This window comes from Massilia violaceinigra (assembly GCF_002752675.1).
Lineage (GTDB): Bacteria > Pseudomonadota > Gammaproteobacteria > Burkholderiales > Burkholderiaceae_D > Telluria_A > Telluria_A violaceinigra.
The window spans coordinates 2,859,972-2,879,519 of record NZ_CP024608.1 but is presented as its reverse complement, the minus strand read 5'-3'; the positions used below and the strand labels follow the sequence as shown (position 1 = coordinate 2,879,519).

The following is a 19,548-nucleotide window of genomic DNA, read 5'->3' as shown; positions in this document are numbered from 1 at the left end:
GATGGATGCTGATCATGAGCGCGGGCGCTTTTGCCCAGAGTCCCGCCGCTGAACCTGATCAGACGCCGGCAAGCGCCCCGTCCTCACGCACGGCTGGGGATATCAAGACCGAACTGATCAAGCAGATGCAGAACGATGGCTATCTGAGCGAACGGATGGCACAGGAAGTCGCCGGCAAATATGTCAGCCCGAACGACTTCCGGGAAACGGCGGCAGGCGCCGTCAAAGCGGAAGCGAGCCAGCCATCGGTCTGGTCGCGCTATATGTCCTGGGTCAATCTCATCAAGGTCGTTGCGGTGATCTGCTTCCTGGTGGTGTTTTACGAAACGGTGCTCAAGGTGGCCAAGGCGCTGTGGACCCATGTGATCAAGGTGCCGACCATTGTGTATCAGCTGGTTTTTCTGTCCCTGACAGGCCTTGGAACGCTGTGGCCGGCGGCGATTTGGCCATCGCAGGCTTTCTACCTGGCGCTGTTTTGCGGATTCGCAAACGTGCTCCTGGTTGCCTGGATTGCCGATACCTACAAAGTGGTTCCGGAAACGCTGAAAAAAATGATACCGCTGTTTTGCCGGGCGCCGGCAAGTACGGCCTGTGCGCTGGGAATGGTGTATTTTGGCGCGCTGGCATTGATGCATCAGTCTAGCATTTTCGGATTTTTCGCCGCGGTGTGTTTGTCGGGCGTGCTTTCCTTTTACATGGTCTACACGCCGGGCACGCTGTATCTGAAACTGGACGAGCGCATGTTGAAGGGCGTTGTTTTCGGCCACCTGATCGTGCTGGCGGCCTATTGCATCGTGCGTACCAATGGCATCCATTGGGAATCCATCCAGTATTTCGAGGCGGGCCTGGAGTATTACTGCACCATCGGCCTGGCGCTCGCGCTATTGATCGGCGCATCGCCATGGCCAAGCAGAGCGCACCGCAACCGGTATCTGGCCTTGTTTGTCGTGCTGGCGATATTGGCGAGCCTGGGCTACCTGTTCCTGGACCTGAAAGTCATCGCCAGCATACTGTTGTGCTTTTTTGTCCTGCTGGTGCTCGAATGGATCGTCTATCTGGGCTTCAAAACCAATATGCTGATCGGCGCCGGCGCGCTGGGCGCGTCCCTGTACGCGATTGCGGTACTGCTGGAAAAATACAGTTCGCTGATTATCCTGTCGGGCAGTTAGCGGGTCGCTGCGGGACGGCGCGCGCGGGCGCCGCCTTTCGCGCCGGGTCTCGCCCTCAGCAGGCCGATATTGCTCGAGATCCTCTTTGGACGGCCCGCTTTTAGCCTGGTTCCGGGGCACTGCGCAGAGTGGCCTGTTCGGGCGACTTTGTGCCCGGCCTCGGGGATTGCTTATTTGCGCGCCGGATCCCAATGCTCGACGATTTTCCCGTCCCTGATGCGGAACATGTCGAACCAGGTAGTAGTGTATTTTTGGCCAGCGGCAGCAGGGTCCGGATATTCCCTGACAAAACCAAGCATGACCAGGTCGCCCTCGGCCATGATCGTCACCAGTGGTGCCTTGATGGCCGCGGCGATTGGTTTTACCTTCGAAAACTTGGAAAAGAATTTGACGAATCCCTCGCGGCCGCTGGGCACGGTGGGATTGTGCTGGATGTAGGAATCGACAAGGTATTTGTCCGCCAGTTCGAGATGGCCGCCTTCCAATACCTCGCGCCAGAAATCATAGACAAGGCGCTTGTTGGCGGCCAGTTTGGGATCCAGGCTTGAAAGCAGTTGGGCGTGGTCAGCCGAGGCTTGCACAGGGTCTTGAGCCGTGGCCTGCAGTGGAAGCGCAAATGCGCATGCCGCCACGAGCGAAATGAATGCCTTGTTCAATCGATGCTCCTGTTCAGAAATGCGGAGCGCCCGTCAGTTTCCGACCGCGGCGACACCAGCGACGAGCGCGAGATTGCGCTCATGCGGACTAAAGTTTAATCCAGGAAAAGATCGCGGTGTGCTTTAAGCGATGCATACATCCTTCGTGCCGAAGGGGCCGGCACGACCGCGCCCCACATCGATTCTTGGCGTTTCAGAATAAAAAAAGGGAGACAATGTCATGTCTCCCTTCTCTTTGTACTGAATATTGGTGGGCCTCCCGTGAGTCGAACACGGCACCAACGGATTATGAGTCCGCTGCTCTAACCAAGCATGAGCTAGAGGCCCGAAATCGGTGCGACGGGGATGCCGACACGGCCATCAAAAGAAAAGCCTCCCGTCACAAAGTGGCGAGAGGATATGGCTTTTCGCATCAGCCCGTCAAGGCTTAATTACCTTCCAGGAAGCTCTTGAGCTTGTCGGAGCGCGATGGGTGACGCAGCTTGCGCAGCGCCTTCGCTTCGATCTGGCGTATGCGCTCGCGCGTCACGTCGAACTGCTTGCCCACTTCTTCCAGGGTGTGGTCGGTCGACATCTCGATGCCGAAACGCATGCGCAGCACCTTCGCTTCGCGCGGCGTCAGCGAGTCCAGGACATCCTTGACCACCCCACGCATCGAAGCGTGCAGCGCCGCGTCCGATGGCGCCAGGGTATTGTTGTCTTCGATGAAGTCACCCAGGTGGGAATCGTCATCGTCGCCAATCGGCGTTTCCATCGAGATCGGCTCTTTCGCGATCTTCATGATCTTGCGGATCTTATCTTCCGGCATTTCCATCTTGATCGCCAGGGTCGCCGGATCGGGTTCCGCGCCGGTTTCCTGCAAGATCTGGCGCGAGATGCGGTTCATCTTGTTGATCGTTTCGATCATGTGCACCGGAATGCGGATCGTGCGCGCCTGGTCGGCGATCGAGCGCGTGATCGCCTGGCGGATCCACCACGTGGCATAGGTCGAGAACTTGTAGCCGCGGCGGTACTCGAACTTGTCCACGGCCTTCATCAAGCCGATATTGCCTTCCTGGATCAGGTCGAGGAATTGCAGGCCGCGGTTGGTGTACTTCTTGGCGATCGAAATTACCAGGCGCAAGTTGGCCTCGGTCATTTCGCGCTTGGCCTTGCGCGCCTTCATTTCACCGGCCGCCATCTGACGGTTGATGTTGCGCAAATCCGGCAGCGGCAGCACCACGCGCGCCTGCAGGTCGATCAGGCGCTGCTGCAGTTCCTTGATCGTCGGAATATTGCGGCCGAGGATGGCGGAATAAGCATGGCCGGCGTTGACTTCGCCATCGACCCATTCCAGATTCGTTTCATTGCCCGGGAATACCTTGATGAAGTGGGCGCGCGGCATGCCGCACTTGTTCACGGCCACGTCGAGAATCTGCTTCTCGATATGGCGCACTTCATCGACTTGCCCGCGCAGGGTGTCGCACAGCTTCTCGACCACCTTGGCGGTGAAGCGGATGCCGAGCAGTTCGTTGGAAATCGATTCCTGCGCCTTGACGTAGGCTTTCGAGTTGTAGCCGTCTTTCTCGAAGGCCTTGCGCATCTTGTCGAACTGCACCGAGATGATGTCGAACTTTTCCAGCGCCTGGTTTTTCAGCGCTTCGAGCTGTTCGGCCGAGAAACCCGCCGCGCCGGAAGCGTTGTTCTCTTCTTCCTCTTCCTCTTGTTCCTCGTCGGCCTCTTCCTCGTCTTCATCCTCGTCGGTGGCAACCGGCGCCACGACCGGCTCGAGCGGTTCGTCCGGGTCGACCATGCCGTCGACGATCTCGTCGATCTTGATTTCGTCGTTCTGGATGCGGATCGCGGCGGAAATGATTTCGGCGATCGTCACCGGGCAGGCGGAAATCGCCTGGATCATGTCCTTGAGGCCATCTTCGATGCGCTTGGCAATCTCGATCTCGCCTTCGCGCGTGAGCAGCTCGACCGAGCCCATCTCGCGCATATACATGCGCACGGGATCGGTGGTGCGGCCGAAGTCGGAGTCGACCGTCGACAGCGCCGCTTCGGCCGCGGCCTCGGCTTCGTCATCGCTGGTGACCGTGGCGACATTGTCCGACAGCAGCAAGGTCTCGGCATCGGGCGCGTGTTCGTAGACCGCGATCCCCATGTCGTTGAAGGTGCCGATGATGCCTTCGATCGCTTCCGGATCGACGATATTTTCGGGCAGGTGATCGTTGATTTCGGCGTAGGTGAGGAAACCGCGTTCCTTGCCGAACTTGATCAGGGTTTTGAGCTTTTGACGACGGCGCTCGAGTTCTTCCTCGGTCGCTTCGGTATCCGACGAGAACGCGTCTTTCAGCAGGGCCTTTTCCTTGGCCTTGCGGTCCTTGGCCTTGGCCTTGTCGACCGCTTTCAGCTCGGCCCGCTCGACCGCGTTGAGGGCGGCCACTTCATCGTTCTCGGGCTGGAATTCTTTCGGCTTGCGCCCGCGCCTGCCCGGTACCTTGACTGAGGGCAGCACGTAACCGGACGTGTCGATCGCGGCCAGCGCGGCGGCATCGGTGGTCTGGCTGACGACAGGGGTCGCGCTCGTACTCGTACCCGAACTTGTACTCGTGCTTCGCGTTTCCGCCTTGTCTTGCGCTTTATCGGCCTTGGCAGACATTCTCGTTGGCTTATCAGCCGTTTGGGTTTCAGGTTTCTTGATTGGCACAGGCGCTTTCGATGTCACAACGACTAGCTTTATGGTGGATTAAGATAAAGTTTGTTGCCGGCCTTTTGGGCCCTACGTCCCGGACCGGCCTTCGCAGACCCCTCCGGCATTGCTGCACTCATAACACCTTTACATCACCTTACGGGCACGACCCGCGCGATTTCGGCAGTAGTCTACTGCAAACAACGGCGGTTGGAGGCGCGAGCCGTGTGTGGTTGAAAAGCAAACCGATGTTTGCCATCGACCGCGCAGCGCGCCGTCGCAACCAAAGCTGGCCCTGGCCGCCGACGCCCACCATCTTTGCGCCGATCAAGAGCCTAACTCACTGAAAGAAATACAACTTACGGACAACGAAAAAATTTCTGCGAACACAACACTTATCGTTTTATTATAGCACGCAGTCCGTCTTTTTCCAGTGCCAAACGCCCCCTGTGCCGGACCCCGATTTCATCCTTTGCGAGGGGTCTAGGCCGCTGCGCCGTCATCCTCCAGACGCTTTTGCTCCGCCATGATTTCGCGGTACCGCACACCCACCTGATCTGAGGTCAGCCCGGCGGAAAACAACTGGGTCAGCTCCTGTTTAAGCGCTGCAAGTTTGATCTGCCTCACAGCCCCGATGAGCCACAATTTCACGCTGTCGAAGTCCGATTCGGGCTCCGAGGCAATTTCGGCCACCAGACCATCGTATTCGTTGCTCGTATCCTTCAGATGCTGGGACAAGGCGGCAAAGCTGCCGTTCGCCCCCAGCGCCTGGCCGCAGGCGACCAAGTACAGCAAGCGCTCGGCCGCATCCGGGCCGAAATGGTTGAACGCGGCCAGGGCGGCCTCGTCCAGTTCCAGGCTGAGCGGCGGATGGGCCACCAGATGACGCAAGATCTGCAATTCCAGCCCCACGGGCTCGGGCCGGCCCTGGCGCGGCGGCGCGCGGCGCGCCACCGATACCGGCTTGGACAGCTCGAACAGCGCCTCGATTTCGGCCGGCGTGGACTCGGTCATGCTGGCCAGGCCGCGCACGATCTGCAGGCGCAGGGAACTGGGCGTCATTGATTGCAGCAGCGGCTTGGCGTCGAACTGGACGTGGGCGCGCCCTTCCGACGTGGAAAGATCGTGTTCGCCCGACACTTCGCGCAGCAAGAACTGCGAGAGCGGCATCGCTTCGTGAATCTCTTGCTCGAACACATCGGCGCCGAACTCCCGCACGAAACTGTCCGGATCGTGCTCGGCCGGCAAAAACAGGAACTTGATGGTCTTGTTGTCGCTCACCTGCGGCAGGCAGGCCTCGAGCGCGCGGCGGGCGGCGCGGCGGCCGGCCTTGTCGCCGTCGAAACTGAAAATCACGCTATCGGTCTGGCGCAGCAACTTTTGCACGTGGGTACTGGTGCAGGCCGTGCCGAGCGTGGCCACCGCTTGCGGAAAGCCGAGCTGGGCCAGCGCGACCACATCCATATAGCCTTCGGTGACCAGTACGTAGCCGGCATCGCGGATGGCCTGGCGCGCCTCGAACAGGCCGTACAGCTCCAAACCCTTCTGGAACAGTGGTGTTTCCGGGGAATTGAGGTATTTCGGCTCGCCCTGGTCCAGCACCCTGCCGCCGAAGCCGATTACCTGGCCTTTGGTATTGCGAATCGGGAACATGATGCGCTCGCGGAAGCGGTCATAGCGCTTCTTGTTGCCGCCGTCCTCGTCGACCTTGTCGATCACCAGGCCGGATTCGACCAGCGCCAGCACCTCGTAATCGGGGAACACGGTGCGCAGGTTATCCCAGCCGGACGGGGCGTAGCCCATGCCGAAGCGGGCCGCCACTTCGCCGGTCAGGCCGCGGTTTTTCAGGTAGGCGATGGCATTCGTGGCGCCGCGCAACTGGCCGCGGTAATAATCGCAGGCCTGGGTCATGGCTTCGGTCAACGCCAGCGCCTGGGCCTGGTTGGCGGCGCGCTGCAGCGGCGGAATCTTGTCGTCCGCATCGGGCACGACCATGCCGACGCCCTGGGCCAGGTCCTTGACGGCATCGATGAAGCCCATGCCCGAATACTCGATCAGGAAGCCGACCGCGTTGCCATGCGCGCTGCAACCGAAGCAATGGTAAAACTGCTTGGTCGGGCTGACCGTGAAACTGGGGGATTTTTCGCTGTGAAACGGGCACAAGCCCATGAAATTGGCCCCGCCCTTCTTCAGCTGGACATAGCGGCCGACCACATCGACGATGTCGATGCGGTTGAGTAAATCGGTCAGAAAGGATTGTGGAATCACGTGCGATGAACAGTCTTTGTGTCAGGTCAGACTATACCGCCGCGCCCGCCACAGATTTGATCTGCGACAAGACCCGGGCGTGTCGGATACCGCTTCGCCTAGGCGCGTCGGCTAGCCGCGGCGGCTTCCGCGGGGACGTCCCGCAGGGCGTTCCGCAGGACGATCAGGCGGGCGCGAGCGCCTTCTTGATCAAGCCCGACACAGCGCTCATGTCGGTGCCTTTTGGCAGTTTCGCCTTGAGCAGACCCATGACCTTGCCCATGTCTTGCGGACCGGCGGCGCCCGAGGCGGTCACGGCGGCAGCCACTTCGGCGGCGATTTCTTCTTCCGACAGGCCAGCCGGCATGTAGGCGGCAAGGATGGCCAGTTCGGCTTTTTCGATATCGGCCAGGTCGGCGCGGTTGCCCGCTTCAAACTGAGTGATCGAATCCTTGCGCTGCTTGATCATTTTTTCGATGATCGCCAGGGTTTGTTCATCGTCGAGCTCGATGCGCTCGTCGACTTCGCGGCGCTTGATCTCGGCCAGGATCAGGCGGATCGTGCCCAGCTTGGCCGCTTCTTTCGCGCGCATCGCCGTTTTCATGTCGTCGGTAATTTGTTCTTTCAAGCCCATGGCAATCCTCGTATCGATAAGTGATGTAATAGCAAGTACAAGCAGCAAAATCCAAATAGCAAAACCCGCTGCGGTAAACCGGAGCGGGTCTGCGACTACAGTAAAAACAATGACCCGGTCAGGCTGTTGGCCGTCACCGGATCAGGTTCGACTGGACAGTCTTAGAATAATTTCTTAGGCAGTTGCTGGCTGCGGATGCGCTTGTAATGGCGCTTCACGGCAGCTGCCAGCTTGCGCTTGCGCTCAGCCGTTGGCTTTTCGTAGAACTCGCGTGCGCGCAGTTCGGTCAGCAGACCCGTTTTTTCGATGGTGCGTTTGAAGCGACGCATTGCGACTTCGAACGGCTCGTTTTCTTTAAGGCGAATAGTGGTCATGTAAAAATCAAACCGTTAGATTTAGGGAAGAACGAGATAATAGCACCGATCACCCAGCTTTGGAAGTATTTCGCTTCTACACATCCGCTTTTGCTGTTTCGCAACAACCCAAGTCCCCCTACACCGCCTGCCCGGCTGCCACGCCGGACGCCCATGCCCACTGGAAATTGTAGCCGCCCAACCAGCCAGTCACATCGACCGCCTCGCCAATGAAATACAAGCCCGGCACCTTGTTGGCCATCATCGATTGCTGCGACAGCTCGCGCGTATCGATGCCGCCCAGGGTCACCTCGGCCTTGCGGTAGCCTTCCGAGCCGGTCGGCACGATGGCCCAGCGGTTGATCGCATCGCCCAGCTTGCGCAGCTTGGCGTCAGGCAGGTCGGCCAGGCGCGCATCGGGCGTGAGGCCGGCGACGCCGATCAAGACCTCGGCCAGGCGCACCGGCAGCCACTGCGAAACCACGTTGCCCAGTTGCTTCTTGAGGGTGCTCTTGCCGTCGATCAGCTCCTGCGCCACATCCATCTCCGGCAGCAGGTTGACGATGATCGGCGTGCCCGGCTGCCAGTAGCTGGAAATTTGCAGGATGGCCGGGCCCGACAGGCCGCGGTGGGTGAACAGCAAGTCCTCGCGGAAATGGCCGCGCTTGTTGCCCTTGCCCTTGTTGCTGCCGGTTTCCACCTCGACTTCGAGCGCGATGCCGGCCAGCGGCACGAAGGCTTCCCAGCTGGGGCCGTCGAAAGTGAGGGGTACTAGGCCGGGGCGCGGCTCGACCATGTTGAGGTCGAACTGGGCCGCGATGCGGTAGCCGAAATCGGTCGCGCCGATCTTGGGGATCGACAAGCCGCCGGTGGCGATGACGACGCTATCGGCCAAAATCTCGCCGCTGTCGGTGAGGATGAAGAAGCCGTCGGCGGTTTTGTCGAGCGACTCGACCTTGGACGGCATGCGCCAGGTCACATCGCCGCTGGCGCACTCCGCCTTGAGCATCTGGATGATCTGTTCGGCCGACTCATTGCAAAACAGTTGGCCGCGATGCTTCTCGTGATAGCCGATGCGGTGTTTCTTCACGAGGGCCAGAAAATCCTGCGGCGTATAACGCGACAACGCGCTCTTGCAGAAATGGGGATTGTCCGACAAAAAATTCTGCGGCGCGCTATTGATATTGGTGAAGTTGCAACGCCCTCCGCCAGAAATCCTGATCTTTTCTGCAAGCTTCTCTGCATGATCGATCAACACCACGCGTTTGCCGCGCTGGGCGGCGACGGCCGCGCACATCATCCCGGCCGCGCCTGCGCCGATCACTGCTACATCAAATTGTTTTGCCATGGCGTATGCCGGTTTCCGCTAATCACTAAAACAGTGATTGTAAACCGCGAAGGCCCGCCAAGTGCCTGAACCAGCGGTAGAAATCCTACAACCGGGGTCAGAGCTCTGACTAGCAACACTTTTATTGCTAATTAAAGCTCTGACCCCGGTTGTAGGACTTTGACGCCGGTCGGTCTGGCTCGGGCGCTGACCCGGTTAGGAAATTTTGACGCTGGCTGGTCCCAGTGCCTGGACGTGCCGCACCGCGCTGTCGGCGCAGCGCACCACGTCGCCGATCACGATGATGCTGGGACTGCCCAGCCCGGACACGGCGAGGTCGTCCGCCAGGTCGGCCAGGGTCGTCAGCAGTTGCGTCTGCCCCGCCCCGGTCGCCGAATGAATCACGGCCACAGGCGTACCACCCGCCTTGCCGCCCGCCAGCAGCGCCGCCTGGATCTGCCGGCAGCGCGCCACGCCCATGTAGATCACCAGGGTCAGCCCGGTCTGCGCCAGCAAGGCCCAGTCCGGCGTGCGGGCGCTGCCGGGCTCGTCGCCACGCTCATGCCCCGTCACGAAGATGGCGCCCGAACTCCAGTCGCGGTGCGTCAGCGGCACGCCGATCGACGATGGCGCCGCCAGCCCGCTGCTGATGCCGTTGATGACCTCGACCGCGATGCCCTCCGCCATCAGGTGCGCGCGCTCTTCGCCGCCACGCCCGAAAATGAAGGGGTCGCCTCCCTTGAGCCGCACCACCTTGCGCCCGGCCCGCGCCTCGGCCACCATCAAGCGTTCGATGAATGCCTGAGGCGTCGACTGGCAACCGCCGCGCTTGCCAACGGGCACAATACGCGCCGACGGCGAGGCGTGCTCCAGGATCGCCAGGTTGACCAGGTCGTCCACCAGCAGCACATCGGCCGCCGCAATCGCCTTCACCGCTTTCAAGGTCAGCAGCTCCGGATCGCCGGGACCGGCCCCGACCAGATAAACCTTACCGTTGTTCTCCATGATGCGCACCCGTGTTTGCCTGTATTGACTTTGAAACTAGCAAGCACTGTGCCACTTGTTCGGTAATCGACGCCGGAACGGCCACGCCACCCTCCAGCGCGCGGGTAATCCAGGCTGCCGTGGTGGCGGCGTCACGCTCGGCCGGACCTTCGGCCACGTCATCCGTTGGTGCATCGCGCTGCACCAGGACGGTGCGTTCAACGCCGTGGAACCAGTCGATCTGCTGCGCCCGGTTGGCGTTGGCCACCGTTTCGCCTTCGGTGCCGCGCATCAGGAAGGCGTCGCCCCGCCCTTCGCGCGCGATGGTCGTGAAGTATTGGCCGAGCATCTCCAGGTATTCGGGATGCGTGTACGAGACCAGCCGCAGCGCCGGCGCGGCGAACGGCTGCAATATCTTGACCAGGGTATGGGTCGAGTTGCGCACGCCCAGAATGCGGCGCAGCGACAGCAACTGCGCCATCTTCGGCGCCAGCGTCTCGATCGGCATGAAGGCCGGCTTGGCGGCTGCAAACGCGGCCTGCACATCGTCCGCGCAAGCGGCCGGCCCGATCCCCATCGCGGCGAAAATCTCGGCCGTGGTCACCCGCCCCGGATCGCTGCGCACGCCATGCACCAGCACCGGCACGCCTTCACGCGCCAGCAGCAGCGCCAGCAGCGGGGTCAGGTTGGCCATCTTGCGCGCCCCGTTGTAGCTGGGGATGAGCACCGGCGCATACGGGCCCGCCGGCGCGGCCAGCGGCGCGAACGAAGCCTCGCCCGCATCGAGGAAACCGGCGATCTCTTCCACCGACTCGCCCTTGATGCGCATCGCCAACAAAATGCCGCCCAGCTCCAGGTCGGACACCCTGCCGTCGAGCATCGCTTCATACAGCGCATGCGCATTTTCGCGCGTCATACTACGCGCTCCTTTTTTGCCGCGCCCGATTTCTTTGATAAAAGTGGCGGCCAGGAATGGTTCTGTTGTTTTGTCCATGGGGTTCAGCTTAACACTGCTCTACGAAAAAATTATTTGGCATAAAGTGAATCCGGCGACGGTAACGCCGCGTATATCTGCATACACATCAGTGTGAACCCTATAACGAGGAGAGAAACATGAAACAGATGAGACTACGGGCGACTATCGGCGCGGTTCTGGCAGGAAACCTGCTGGCCTGCGCATTCGTGCCGTCGGCGATCGCATCGAGCCACCGGGAAGCGCCGTTCATTACGCGCAATCCGAAGATCGATGCCACCGACTTCTACATGTTCCGCAGCTACCAGCCGGGCCGCAGCGATTTTACAACGCTGATTGCCAATTACGTGCCGCTGCAGGATGCCTACGGCGGCCCGAATTACTTCATGATGGACCCGGACGCGCTCTACGAAATTCATGTCGATAATAATGGCGACGCCAAGGAAGACCTCACCTTCCAGTTCCGCTTCAAGAATACCAATAAAGACACGCAGCTGACCGTGGGCGGTAAAAAAGTCTCGATTCCCCTCGTGATCAATGGCGGCCCGATCGCCGACACCAATGCCGCCGGCGCCAATGTGCGCGAAACCTTCACCGTCACCGTGGTGCGCGGCGACCGCCGCAGCGGCACCCGCGCAGTCGTCGCCAATGCCGACACCGGCCACACCGCCTTCGACAAGCCCCTGGACAACATCGGCACCAAGTCGATCGCCAATTACGACGCCTACGCCGCCAAGCACCTGTACAACGTCACCATCCCCGGCTGCTCGGCGCCGGCCAAGCTGTTCGTCGGCCAGCGCAAGGACCCGTTCGTCGTCAACCTCGGCGAAACGTTCGACCTGATTAACATCAAGGCGCCTGCCGTCGAGTTCAGCGCCAACGCCGAAAAAGGCGCGAAGGATGACCTGGCCGACAAGAACGTGACGACCTTGAGCATGGAAGTGCCGACCTCGTGCCTGGTCAGCGCCAGCGCAGGCGATCCGGTCATCGGCGGCTGGACCACGGCCAGCCTGCGCCAGGGCCGCCTGATCAACCCGACGCCGAAGTCCGACGCCGACGTTTCGAAAGAAGGCGGCGCCTGGGTCCAGGTCTCGCGCCTGGGCATGCCGCTGGTGAACGAAGTCGTCATCGGCCTGAAGGACAAGGACCGCTTCAACCACAGCAAACCATCGGCCGACGGCCAGTTCGCCGACTACGTCACCAATCCGACCCTGCCCGCGCTGGTCGAAATCCTGTACGGCAGCGCCGGCGCCAAGGCGCCGACCAACTTCCCGCGGGCCGACCTGGTCGCCACCTTCCTCACCGGGATCAAGGGCGTGAACCAGCCGAAGACCGTCACCGCCTCGGAAATGCTGCGCCTGAACACCTCGATCGCCCCGACCGCACCAGGCGCGCAAAAACGCCTCGGCGTGATTGAAGGCGACAACGCCGGCTTCCCGAACGGCCGCCGTCCGGGCGACGACGTGGTCGACGTCGCGCTGCGCGTTGTCATGGGCAAGCTGTGCACCATCAACATCGGCTGCGCACCAGCCGATGCACCGGCCGGCGCACTGCGCTTCACCGATGGCGCCTTCCTGGACGAGACCATGATCAACGCCAGCTTCCCGTACCTGAAATCGCCGATTCCGGGTTCGCCACAGAAGTAATGGCCGCCGCAATCACATGAACCGGAGAGCACCATGAAAAAACTGAGCCTGATCTGTGCCTTGCTGCTGCTGACGGCGTGCGGCAGCGATACCCACACCTCGTCCCCGCCGGAAGTGCCGACGCCACCGCCGCCGCCACCAACGGGCCCGGTCGCCGATACCTTCTACAACTCGGTGAAGACGACCGTGGCGGCCATGCCCGACGATAGCGAAGCGACCAGCATCGATGCCGTCGCCAGCACCGCGCCGGAAGACGCGGAACCATCGGCGCTGTAAGCACTTGCAGTCAATCCGGCCGGGAGGCATGCTTCCCGGCCGGTGTCGTACCCAAAAAAATATAAAAGCACTTACCTTCTCACGCACTGAGAACACATCATGCCGAATCGATTCGCTCGCATTGCCGTGCCGGCGCTGCTGCTGTACGCGCTCACTGTGCCGGCCCTTCACGCAGCACCCTACATTCCCGCCAGCGGCAGCACCGTCATCGAACGCCTGCCGCGCCGCGCCGACCCGGCCCAGCGCGAGCTGGCGGCACTGCGCGCGCAACTGGCCGCCAGCCCCAGGGATCTGGCGCTGGCCACGCGCACCGCGCAGCGCTACATCACGGTGGCGCGCCAGGAAACCGATCCACGCTACTTCGGCTACGCGCAAGCTGCGCTGGCGCCGTGGTGGGCCATGCCGGCGCCCCCGCCCGAGGTGCGCCTGCTGCGCGCCATCCTGCTGCAAAGTACCCACCACTTCGCCGAAGCGGTGCGCGACCTCGATGCCATCGTCGCGGCCGACCCTAAAAATTCGCAAGCATGGCTCACGCGCGCCATCGTGCAAACCGTGCGCGGCGACTACGAGGCCGCTACCGCCAGCTGCGCGCGCCTGTCGTCGCTGTCGACCGAGCTGGTGACGATTACCTGCGTGGCTAACGTCGGCACCATGACCGGACGCTCGGCCAAGAGCGAAGCCCTGCTCGACCTCACCCTGCGCCGCAACCAGGAAGCCGACGCCGGCATGCAGGTCTGGGTCTTGACCCTGCTCGGCGAAATGGCGCAGCGCCGCGGCGACGCCAAAGCCGCCGAGGAACGCTTCAAGCGCGCGCTGGCGCTCGATGCGCGCGACAGCTACCTGCTCGGCGCCTACGCCGACTTCCTGCTCGATCAGCAGCGCGCGCCCGACGTGATCGCGCTGGTCAAGGACCATACCCGTATCGACGGCCTGCTGCTGCGCCATGCGCTGGCCCTGCGCCAGGGCGGCGCGGCCACCGACGCGCTGCGCAATGCCGACGCCGAACTCAAGGCGCGCTTCGACGCCGCCATGCGGCGCGGCGACACCGTCCACCAGCGCGAACAGGCGCGCTACGAGCTGCACATCCGCGGCGACGCCAAAACCGCGCTGGCGCTGGCGCTGCAAAACTGGGCGGTGCAGAAGGAATCGGCCGACATGCGCGTGCTGCTGGAAGCGGCCGCCAAGGCCGGCGACAAGGCCGCCGCCGCACCGGTCATCGACTGGGTCGCCGGGCATGCGGTGGAAGACGTGGCCGTGGCGCGCCTGGTCAGGCAGATCAAGGCGGGCGCATGATGGGCCGCTACCTCATTGGCCTGCTGATGTTCGCGCTGGTACTGGTGACTAGCCCGGCGCGCGCGCACAAGCCGAGCGACAGCTACCTGACCCTCAAGGTGGCCGGCCAGCAGGTCGACGGCCAGTGGGACATCGCTCTGCGCGACCTCGATTTTGCCCTGAACCTCGACCAGAACGGCGACGGCGACCTGACCTGGGATGAAATCCGCAGTCAGCACGCCGCCATCGCCAACTACGCGCTGGCGCGCCTGGCAATCACCAGCGGCGACGCGGCCTGCCCCATCGTCGCCGGCGAGCAGCTGATCGACCAGCACACCGATGGCGCCTACACGGTGCTGCGCTTTCGCGCCACCTGCGCGGCTAGCGGCCCTGCGCTCGGTGTCGGCTACCGTCTCTTCGCCGACCTCGATCCGCAGCACAAGGGACTGGTCAAGCTGGAGTACGAGGGCGTGACCTCGACCGCCATTTTCAGCCCGGAAGCGGCGCGCCAGGAGCTGCTGCTGCGTGCGCCGGGCAAGTTCGCCCAGTTCGCCGACTACGTCAAGCACGGCGTGTGGCATATCTGGATCGGCTTCGACCACATCCTGTTCCTGCTCTCGCTGCTGTTGCCGGCGGTGCTCGCGCCAATCGCGATGAAGCAGGACCAGACCCTCAGGGCGGCCTTTATCGATGTGCTCAAGGTGGTGACCGCGTTCACGCTGGCGCACTCGCTGACCCTGACCTTGGCCAGCCTGCAGGTGCTGTCGCTGCCCTCGCGCTGGGTGGAAGCGGCGATCGCGGCCTCGGTGGTGCTGGCGGCGGTGAACAATATCGTCCCGCTGTTTCGCGGACGGCGCCCGCTGGCGGCGTTCGTGTTCGGGCTGATTCACGGCTTCGGCTTTGCCGGCGTGCTGGCCGACCTGGGACTGCCGCAAGGCGCGCTGGTGTTAAGCCTGGCCGGCTTTAACGTGGGCGTGGAACTGGGACAGCTGGCCATTGTGGCCGTCTTCCTGCCGCTCGCTTACCTGACGCGCCGCACCTGGTTTTACCGCCAGCTGATGACCACCGGCTCGGTCGTCATCGCATTGATCGCTGCCGTATGGCTGTTCGAGCGCGCTTTCGATATGAAAGTGCTGCCCGTGTAAAGAGTAAGTGCGTGGTTTTGGGGACGGAGCCGCATTCCACCGTGCGCCTCGTCCCCCTTTTTTTCGCTCCGCTTACACCGCGATCAGCTTGCGGTTGGCGGCGCCCGGGAGCGTCTTGAGAACCTTGCCGGCAACGGCGGTGTAGCTGGTCGACTTGACCGTGCTGACATAGCGGTACTCGGCGCGTGTTTCGGACGGCGTCACCGACACCACCATGAAGCCGCGCGACTTGGTTTCCGCATACACCAGCGGCCCGATGATCTGTTCGAGGCCCGCCGCCACCTGCGCCGGATCTTCGTTCTTGAAGATGTCTTCAAAGCCCGGCGACGTCACCGACGACACCCCGAACTCCACCCCGACCGCCTGTCCGTTCATGTCGGCCAGGTCGCTGGCCCACGCGTTGTGCGTGTCGCCAGCGAGCACCACGAGGTTCTTGTTCAGCGCCCTGGCCGTGGCCAGCACGGTTTCGCGCGCGGCCTGGTAGCCGTCCCACGCATCGAGGTTGTACGGCACAGATGGCTGGGCCAGGATCTGCTGCTCGGCCACCGTCAAGGTCGTCGGCGCGGTTTTGGCCTTCGTCAGCAAGGCGACGTAGGCGCTGAAGCCGATCGCGCCCAGCACCAGCGGCGCCGGCAGGTTCATGCGCGCCATGAGCACCTGCTGGCCCAGCATCTGCCAGGTGGCGTTCGATTTGCTCATTTGGCCCTTGAGCCAGGTGCTCTGGTCGGCGCCCATCAGCTGGCGCGCCGGATCGCCCACGGCGGCCGCAAAAGCGGCGCCATTGAAGGCACCGCCGGCGCCAACGTAGCTGGCGTAGCCGAGCTGCTTGTCGCGGCCGATGAGACGCGTATCGAGCATGTGCAGCGACAGCAGGTTGCCGAAGTCGAAGGAGCGGTAGATGCGGTCAGGTTTGCTGGCGTCGGGCAGGCGGATCGGCATCCATTCGTTGTAAGCCTGGATCGCCATCTGGCGCCGCGCCAGGAACAGGCCTTCGGTGGCCGGGTCGTGGTTTTCCGCGCCTTCGCGCCAGGTGTTGTTGGCCAGTTCGTGATCGTCCCACACGGTGATGAAGGGCATGCGCGCGTGGACCGCCTGCAGGTCCTTGTCGGCGCGGTACTGGGCGTAGCGGCGGCGGTAGTCGCTCAGGGTGACGATCTCGTTGGCCGGCACCGATACCCGGCCCATTGCCTCGGCGTCCTTGGCGGCGTAACCGTCCTTGGCGTATTCGTAGATGTAGTCACCCAGGTGGATGGCGGCGTCGATGTCGTTCAGTTTTGCCGCTTCAGCGTAAACATGGAAGTAGCCGGCCGGGTAGTTGGTGCAGCTGAACACGGCCAGCTTGACCTGCGCCAGGTTGCCCGTGCCGAGAGTCTTGGTGCGGCCGACCGGCGAAACAATCCCGTAGGCGATGAAACGGTAGTAATAGGCGCGGTCGGCGGCCAGGCCGGTCGCATCGACCTTGACGGTGTAGTCGCGCGCGGGGCCGGTGGTGGTGGTGCCGGTGGCGGCCATGACGGCGAAGCCGCTGTCCACGGCGATTTCCCATTTGACCTCGATGTCGCCGCTGCCGGCGGTGCTGATGCGGGTCCAGAGGATGACGCGGTCGCTCATCGGATCGCCGCTGGCCACGCCATGCGCGAAGCGGACATCGCTATCGCCGCCATCGCTGCCGCCGCAGCCGGCCAGTGCGACGCCGGACGCCGCGACGGTCCCGAGCGAGAGGTTGCGAAGGAACTTGCGGCGTGAATTCGGTTGGGTCATGGCAGCTCGTTATAAAGAGTTGAGAAGCCGGCAAGCTTAAAGGATCGGCATGACTCGCCGATGACAATGTGCCGTAATCGGCGGGCTTTTGACGCAGCCGGTGCAAGAAGGGCCGATTCGGGCTAAACTCCTGTATCCACGCCGTAAAACACGAGAAAAAGCAGCCTTCATGATTACTACTCCAGACATCGAAAACACCAACGTCACGTCGTTCGCGACCATGCCGACCCCGGAAGAGCTGCACAAGCGCCTTCCCCTGACCGACAGCGCGTTTGCCACGGTCATGCAGGGCCGCGCCGCGCTGCGCGACATCATCGACCGCAAGGACAAGCGCCTGTTCGTCGTCGTCGGGCCATGCTCGATCCACGACCCGGTGGCCGGCATCGACTATGCGCGCCGCCTCAAGGCGCTGCAGGCCGACGTGGCCGACACCATGCTGCTGGTGATGCGCGTGTATTTCGAAAAGCCGCGCACCACGACCGGCTGGAAGGGGTACATCAACGACCCGCACATGGACGATTCCTTCCGTGTCGACGAAGGCATGGAAAAGGCGCGCCAGTTCCTGCTGGACGTGTGCGAACTGGGCCTGCCCACCGCCACCGAAGCGCTCGATCCGATTTCGCCGCAGTACCTGGGCGACCTGATCGCCTGGACCGCGATCGGCGCGCGCACCACCGAATCGCAGACGCACCGCGAAATGTCGTCGGGCTTGTCGACGCCGGTCGGCTTCAAGAATGGTACTGACGGCGATATCAGCATCGCGATCAACGCCATCTTGTCGTCGGCGCATCCGCACTCCTTCCTGGGCATTAACGGCCAGGGCACGGTATCGATCGTGCGCACCAGCGGCAACGCGTACGGGCACGTTGTGCTGCGCGGCGGCGACGGGCGTCCGAATTACGATTCGGTGTCGATCGCGATTGCGGAGCAGGCGCTGGAAAAGGCCAAGCTGCCGGCCAACCTGGTGGTCGATTGCTCGCACGCGAACAGCTACAAGAAGCCGGAGCTGCAGCCGCTGGTGATGTCGGACGTGGTGCAGCAGATCCGTCATGGGAACAAGTCGCTGGTCGGTGTGATGATCGAATCGAACATCGTTGGCGGCAACCAGAAGATTCCAGCGGATTTGTCGCAGTTGAAGTATGGCTGCTCGGTGACCGACGGCTGCATCGATTGGGATGCGACCGAGAAGATGCTGCGTGCTGCGCACGCGGAGCTGTTGCAGCGCCCTTAAAACCCACCCCACCGTCGTTCCTGCCATTGGCAGAAACGACTTCCCGCGCCAAGGCGGCACTCGGCGGGAACGACGGTTCGAAGTGTAACGACATGGTTCGCGACGGCACACCCGGTGCTTTACAATGGCGCATTCCCTCTTATCTTCCGCACCTTCCATGATTGTTCTCGGCGTCGAATCCTCCTGCGATGAAACCGGCCTTGCGTTGTACGACACGCAACGCGGCTTGCTCTCCCATGCCCTGCATTCGCAGGTTGCCATGCACGAGGAGTATGGCGGCGTAGTACCCGAACTGGCCTCGCGCGACCATATCCGGCGCGCCATCCCGCTGCTCGAAGAAACCCTGTCGCGCGCTAACGTCGCCATGGCCGACATCGACGCCATCGCCTACACCCAGGGCCCGGGCCTGGCCGGCGCGCTGCTGGTCGGCTCGTCGATCGCGTGCAGCCTGGCACTTGCGCTCGACAAACCGGTACTCGGCGTGCACCACCTCGAAGGCCACCTGCTCTCGCCGCTGCTGGCGAGCGATCCGCCGCAGTTCCCGTTCATCGCGCTGCTGGTCTCGGGCGGCCACACGCAGCTGATGCGGGTCGACGGCGTGGGCCAGTACACCCTGCTCGGCGAAACCTTGGATGACGCGGCCGGCGAAGCCTTCGACAAGTCGGCCAAGCTGCTCGGCCTGGGCTACCCCGGCGGCCCGGCGATTTCGCGCCTGGCCGAATTCGGCGATCCGCTGGCCTACAAGCTGCCGCGCCCGATGCTGCACTCGAAGGACTTCAACTTCAGCTTCTCGGGCCTGAAAACGGCCGTGCTGACGGTGGTGAAGAACCACGACGAAAAAGTCATCGCCAATATCTGCGAACAGGACAAGGCCAACATCGCGCGCGGCTTCGTCGATGCCATCGTCGATGTCCTGACCGCCAAGTGCATCAGCGTGCTGCGCCACACGGGCTTGAAGCGCCTGGTGATCGCGGGCGGCGTGGGCGCCAACGCGCAGCTGCGCGCCTCGCTCAACGCGGCTGCCTCCGCAAAAAAATTCCGCGTGTTCTATCCGGAGCTGGAATTCTGCACCGATAACGGCGCCATGATCGCCTTCGCCGGCGCCATGCGCCTGCAGATCAATCCCGACGCCGCCAAGCGCGACTACAGCTTCAATGTACGCCCGCGCTGGCCGCTCGACGAGATCAAGGTGGTCTGAAA

The 19,548-nt window shown here is 62.6% G+C and carries 16 protein-coding genes and 1 tRNA gene; 7 read left to right on the top strand and 10 right to left on the bottom strand.

Annotation, left to right across the window (positions count from 1 at the left end; genetic code table 11):
- The first annotated feature begins 14 nt into the window (after nucleotides 1-14).
- The gene (locus tag CR152_RS13095; RefSeq protein WP_157778464.1) at nucleotides 15-1,169 is read left to right on the top strand and encodes a hypothetical protein; all 1,155 of its coding nucleotides are present in this window, start codon (nucleotides 15-17) and stop codon (nucleotides 1,167-1,169) included.
- A gap of 170 nt (nucleotides 1,170-1,339) precedes the next feature.
- Here CR152_RS13095 and CR152_RS13090 read toward each other — a convergent pair whose 3' ends face one another.
- The 9 genes from CR152_RS13090 to ybiB form a co-directional block, all read right to left on the bottom strand.
- Nucleotides 1,340-1,825, bottom strand: coding sequence for a nuclear transport factor 2 family protein (locus CR152_RS13090; RefSeq protein WP_099875294.1), 486 nt, complete (start codon nucleotides 1,823-1,825; stop codon nucleotides 1,340-1,342).
- 248 nt (nucleotides 1,826-2,073) lie between these two features.
- Nucleotides 2,074-2,152, bottom strand: a tRNA-Ile gene (locus CR152_RS13085).
- Between the two features lie 100 nt (nucleotides 2,153-2,252).
- Nucleotides 2,253-4,469: an RNA polymerase sigma factor RpoD gene (rpoD, locus tag CR152_RS13080; RefSeq protein ID WP_099875293.1), complete on the bottom strand. Its 2,217-nt coding sequence runs from the start codon at nucleotides 4,467-4,469 to the stop codon at nucleotides 2,253-2,255.
- A 513-nt stretch (nucleotides 4,470-4,982) separates the two neighbouring features.
- Nucleotides 4,983-6,767, bottom strand: coding sequence for a DNA primase (gene dnaG, locus CR152_RS13075; protein WP_099875292.1), 1,785 nt, complete (start codon nucleotides 6,765-6,767; stop codon nucleotides 4,983-4,985).
- 163 nt (nucleotides 6,768-6,930) lie between these two features.
- On the bottom strand, nucleotides 6,931-7,380 hold the full coding sequence (locus tag CR152_RS13070; protein ID WP_099875291.1) for a GatB/YqeY domain-containing protein: 450 nt from the start codon (nucleotides 7,378-7,380) through the stop codon (nucleotides 6,931-6,933).
- 161 nt (nucleotides 7,381-7,541) lie between these two features.
- Nucleotides 7,542-7,754: a 30S ribosomal protein S21 gene (gene rpsU, locus CR152_RS13065; protein WP_008451879.1), complete on the bottom strand. Its 213-nt coding sequence runs from the start codon at nucleotides 7,752-7,754 to the stop codon at nucleotides 7,542-7,544.
- Between the two features lie 118 nt (nucleotides 7,755-7,872).
- Nucleotides 7,873-9,081: a BaiN/RdsA family NAD(P)/FAD-dependent oxidoreductase gene (locus tag CR152_RS13060; RefSeq protein WP_099875290.1), complete on the bottom strand. Its 1,209-nt coding sequence runs from the start codon at nucleotides 9,079-9,081 to the stop codon at nucleotides 7,873-7,875.
- A gap of 195 nt (nucleotides 9,082-9,276) precedes the next feature.
- Nucleotides 9,277-10,065, bottom strand: coding sequence for a uroporphyrinogen-III C-methyltransferase (cobA, locus tag CR152_RS13055; RefSeq protein ID WP_099875289.1), 789 nt, complete (start codon nucleotides 10,063-10,065; stop codon nucleotides 9,277-9,279).
- Nucleotides 10,049-11,038 carry a DNA-binding protein YbiB gene (ybiB, locus tag CR152_RS13050; RefSeq protein ID WP_099875288.1) on the bottom strand — a complete coding sequence of 330 codons (990 nt, stop codon included), beginning with the start codon at nucleotides 11,036-11,038 and terminating at the stop codon, nucleotides 10,049-10,051. Before ybiB ends, cobA begins: the two co-directional genes overlap by 17 nt.
- Nucleotides 11,039-11,157: 119 nt before the next feature.
- Here ybiB and CR152_RS13045 point away from each other — a divergent pair, with 119 nt between their 5' ends.
- The 4 genes from CR152_RS13045 (at nucleotide 11,158) to CR152_RS13030 (ending at nucleotide 15,356) form a co-directional block, all read left to right on the top strand.
- The gene (locus CR152_RS13045; RefSeq protein ID WP_099875287.1) at nucleotides 11,158-12,663 is read left to right on the top strand and encodes a DUF4331 domain-containing protein; all 1,506 of its coding nucleotides are present in this window, start codon (nucleotides 11,158-11,160) and stop codon (nucleotides 12,661-12,663) included.
- A 33-nt stretch (nucleotides 12,664-12,696) separates the two neighbouring features.
- Complete coding sequence (locus CR152_RS13040; protein WP_099875286.1) at nucleotides 12,697-12,939, top strand: hypothetical protein; 243 nt, start codon at nucleotides 12,697-12,699, stop codon at nucleotides 12,937-12,939.
- Between the two features lie 99 nt (nucleotides 12,940-13,038).
- Entirely contained in the window at nucleotides 13,039-14,232 is a 1,194-nt protein-coding gene (locus CR152_RS13035; protein ID WP_099875285.1) for a tetratricopeptide repeat protein, read from the top strand.
- The gene (locus CR152_RS13030) at nucleotides 14,229-15,356 is read left to right on the top strand and encodes a HupE/UreJ family protein (protein ID WP_099875284.1); all 1,128 of its coding nucleotides are present in this window, start codon (nucleotides 14,229-14,231) and stop codon (nucleotides 15,354-15,356) included. Before CR152_RS13035 ends, CR152_RS13030 begins: the two co-directional genes overlap by 4 nt.
- 72 nt (nucleotides 15,357-15,428) lie before the next feature.
- On the opposite strand, the gene CR152_RS13025 is transcribed toward CR152_RS13030, so the two are convergent.
- Nucleotides 15,429-17,117 (bottom strand): alkaline phosphatase D family protein, encoded by a 1,689-nt coding sequence (locus tag CR152_RS13025; RefSeq protein ID WP_099875283.1) that lies wholly within the window; start codon nucleotides 17,115-17,117, stop codon nucleotides 15,429-15,431.
- Between the two features lie 172 nt (nucleotides 17,118-17,289).
- Here CR152_RS13025 and CR152_RS13020 point away from each other — a divergent pair, with 172 nt between their 5' ends.
- Both CR152_RS13020 and tsaD read left to right on the top strand, forming a co-directional pair.
- The gene (locus tag CR152_RS13020; protein ID WP_099882297.1) at nucleotides 17,290-18,348 is read left to right on the top strand and encodes a 3-deoxy-7-phosphoheptulonate synthase; all 1,059 of its coding nucleotides are present in this window, start codon (nucleotides 17,290-17,292) and stop codon (nucleotides 18,346-18,348) included.
- Nucleotides 18,349-18,505: 157 nt separating this feature from the next.
- Entirely contained in the window at nucleotides 18,506-19,546 is a 1,041-nt protein-coding gene (gene tsaD / locus CR152_RS13015) for a tRNA (adenosine(37)-N6)-threonylcarbamoyltransferase complex transferase subunit TsaD (RefSeq protein ID WP_099875282.1), read from the top strand.
- Nucleotides 19,547-19,548 lie beyond the last annotated feature (2 nt).

Coding starts and splice junctions, on each gene's coding strand:
- cobA (WP_099875289.1), bottom strand. CDS start 10,065: ATGGAGAACAACGGTAAGGTTTATCTGGTCGGGGCCGGTCCCGGCGAT.
- CR152_RS13040 (WP_099875286.1), top strand. CDS start 12,697: ATGAAAAAACTGAGCCTGATCTGTGCCTTGCTGCTGCTGACGGCGTGC.
- CR152_RS13030 (WP_099875284.1), top strand. CDS start 14,229: ATGATGGGCCGCTACCTCATTGGCCTGCTGATGTTCGCGCTGGTACTG.
- rpsU (WP_008451879.1), bottom strand. CDS start 7,754: ATGACCACTATTCGCCTTAAAGAAAACGAGCCGTTCGAAGTCGCAATG.
- CR152_RS13095 (WP_157778464.1), top strand. CDS start 15: ATGAGCGCGGGCGCTTTTGCCCAGAGTCCCGCCGCTGAACCTGATCAG.
- rpoD (WP_099875293.1), bottom strand. CDS start 4,469: ATGTCTGCCAAGGCCGATAAAGCGCAAGACAAGGCGGAAACGCGAAGC.
- CR152_RS13035 (WP_099875285.1), top strand. CDS start 13,039: ATGCCGAATCGATTCGCTCGCATTGCCGTGCCGGCGCTGCTGCTGTAC.
- CR152_RS13045 (WP_099875287.1), top strand. CDS start 11,158: ATGAAACAGATGAGACTACGGGCGACTATCGGCGCGGTTCTGGCAGGA.
- CR152_RS13025 (WP_099875283.1), bottom strand. CDS start 17,117: ATGACCCAACCGAATTCACGCCGCAAGTTCCTTCGCAACCTCTCGCTC.
- CR152_RS13060 (WP_099875290.1), bottom strand. CDS start 9,081: ATGGCAAAACAATTTGATGTAGCAGTGATCGGCGCAGGCGCGGCCGGG.
- CR152_RS13070 (WP_099875291.1), bottom strand. CDS start 7,380: ATGGGCTTGAAAGAACAAATTACCGACGACATGAAAACGGCGATGCGC.
- ybiB (WP_099875288.1), bottom strand. CDS start 11,038: ATGGACAAAACAACAGAACCATTCCTGGCCGCCACTTTTATCAAAGAA.
- tsaD (WP_099875282.1), top strand. CDS start 18,506: ATGATTGTTCTCGGCGTCGAATCCTCCTGCGATGAAACCGGCCTTGCG.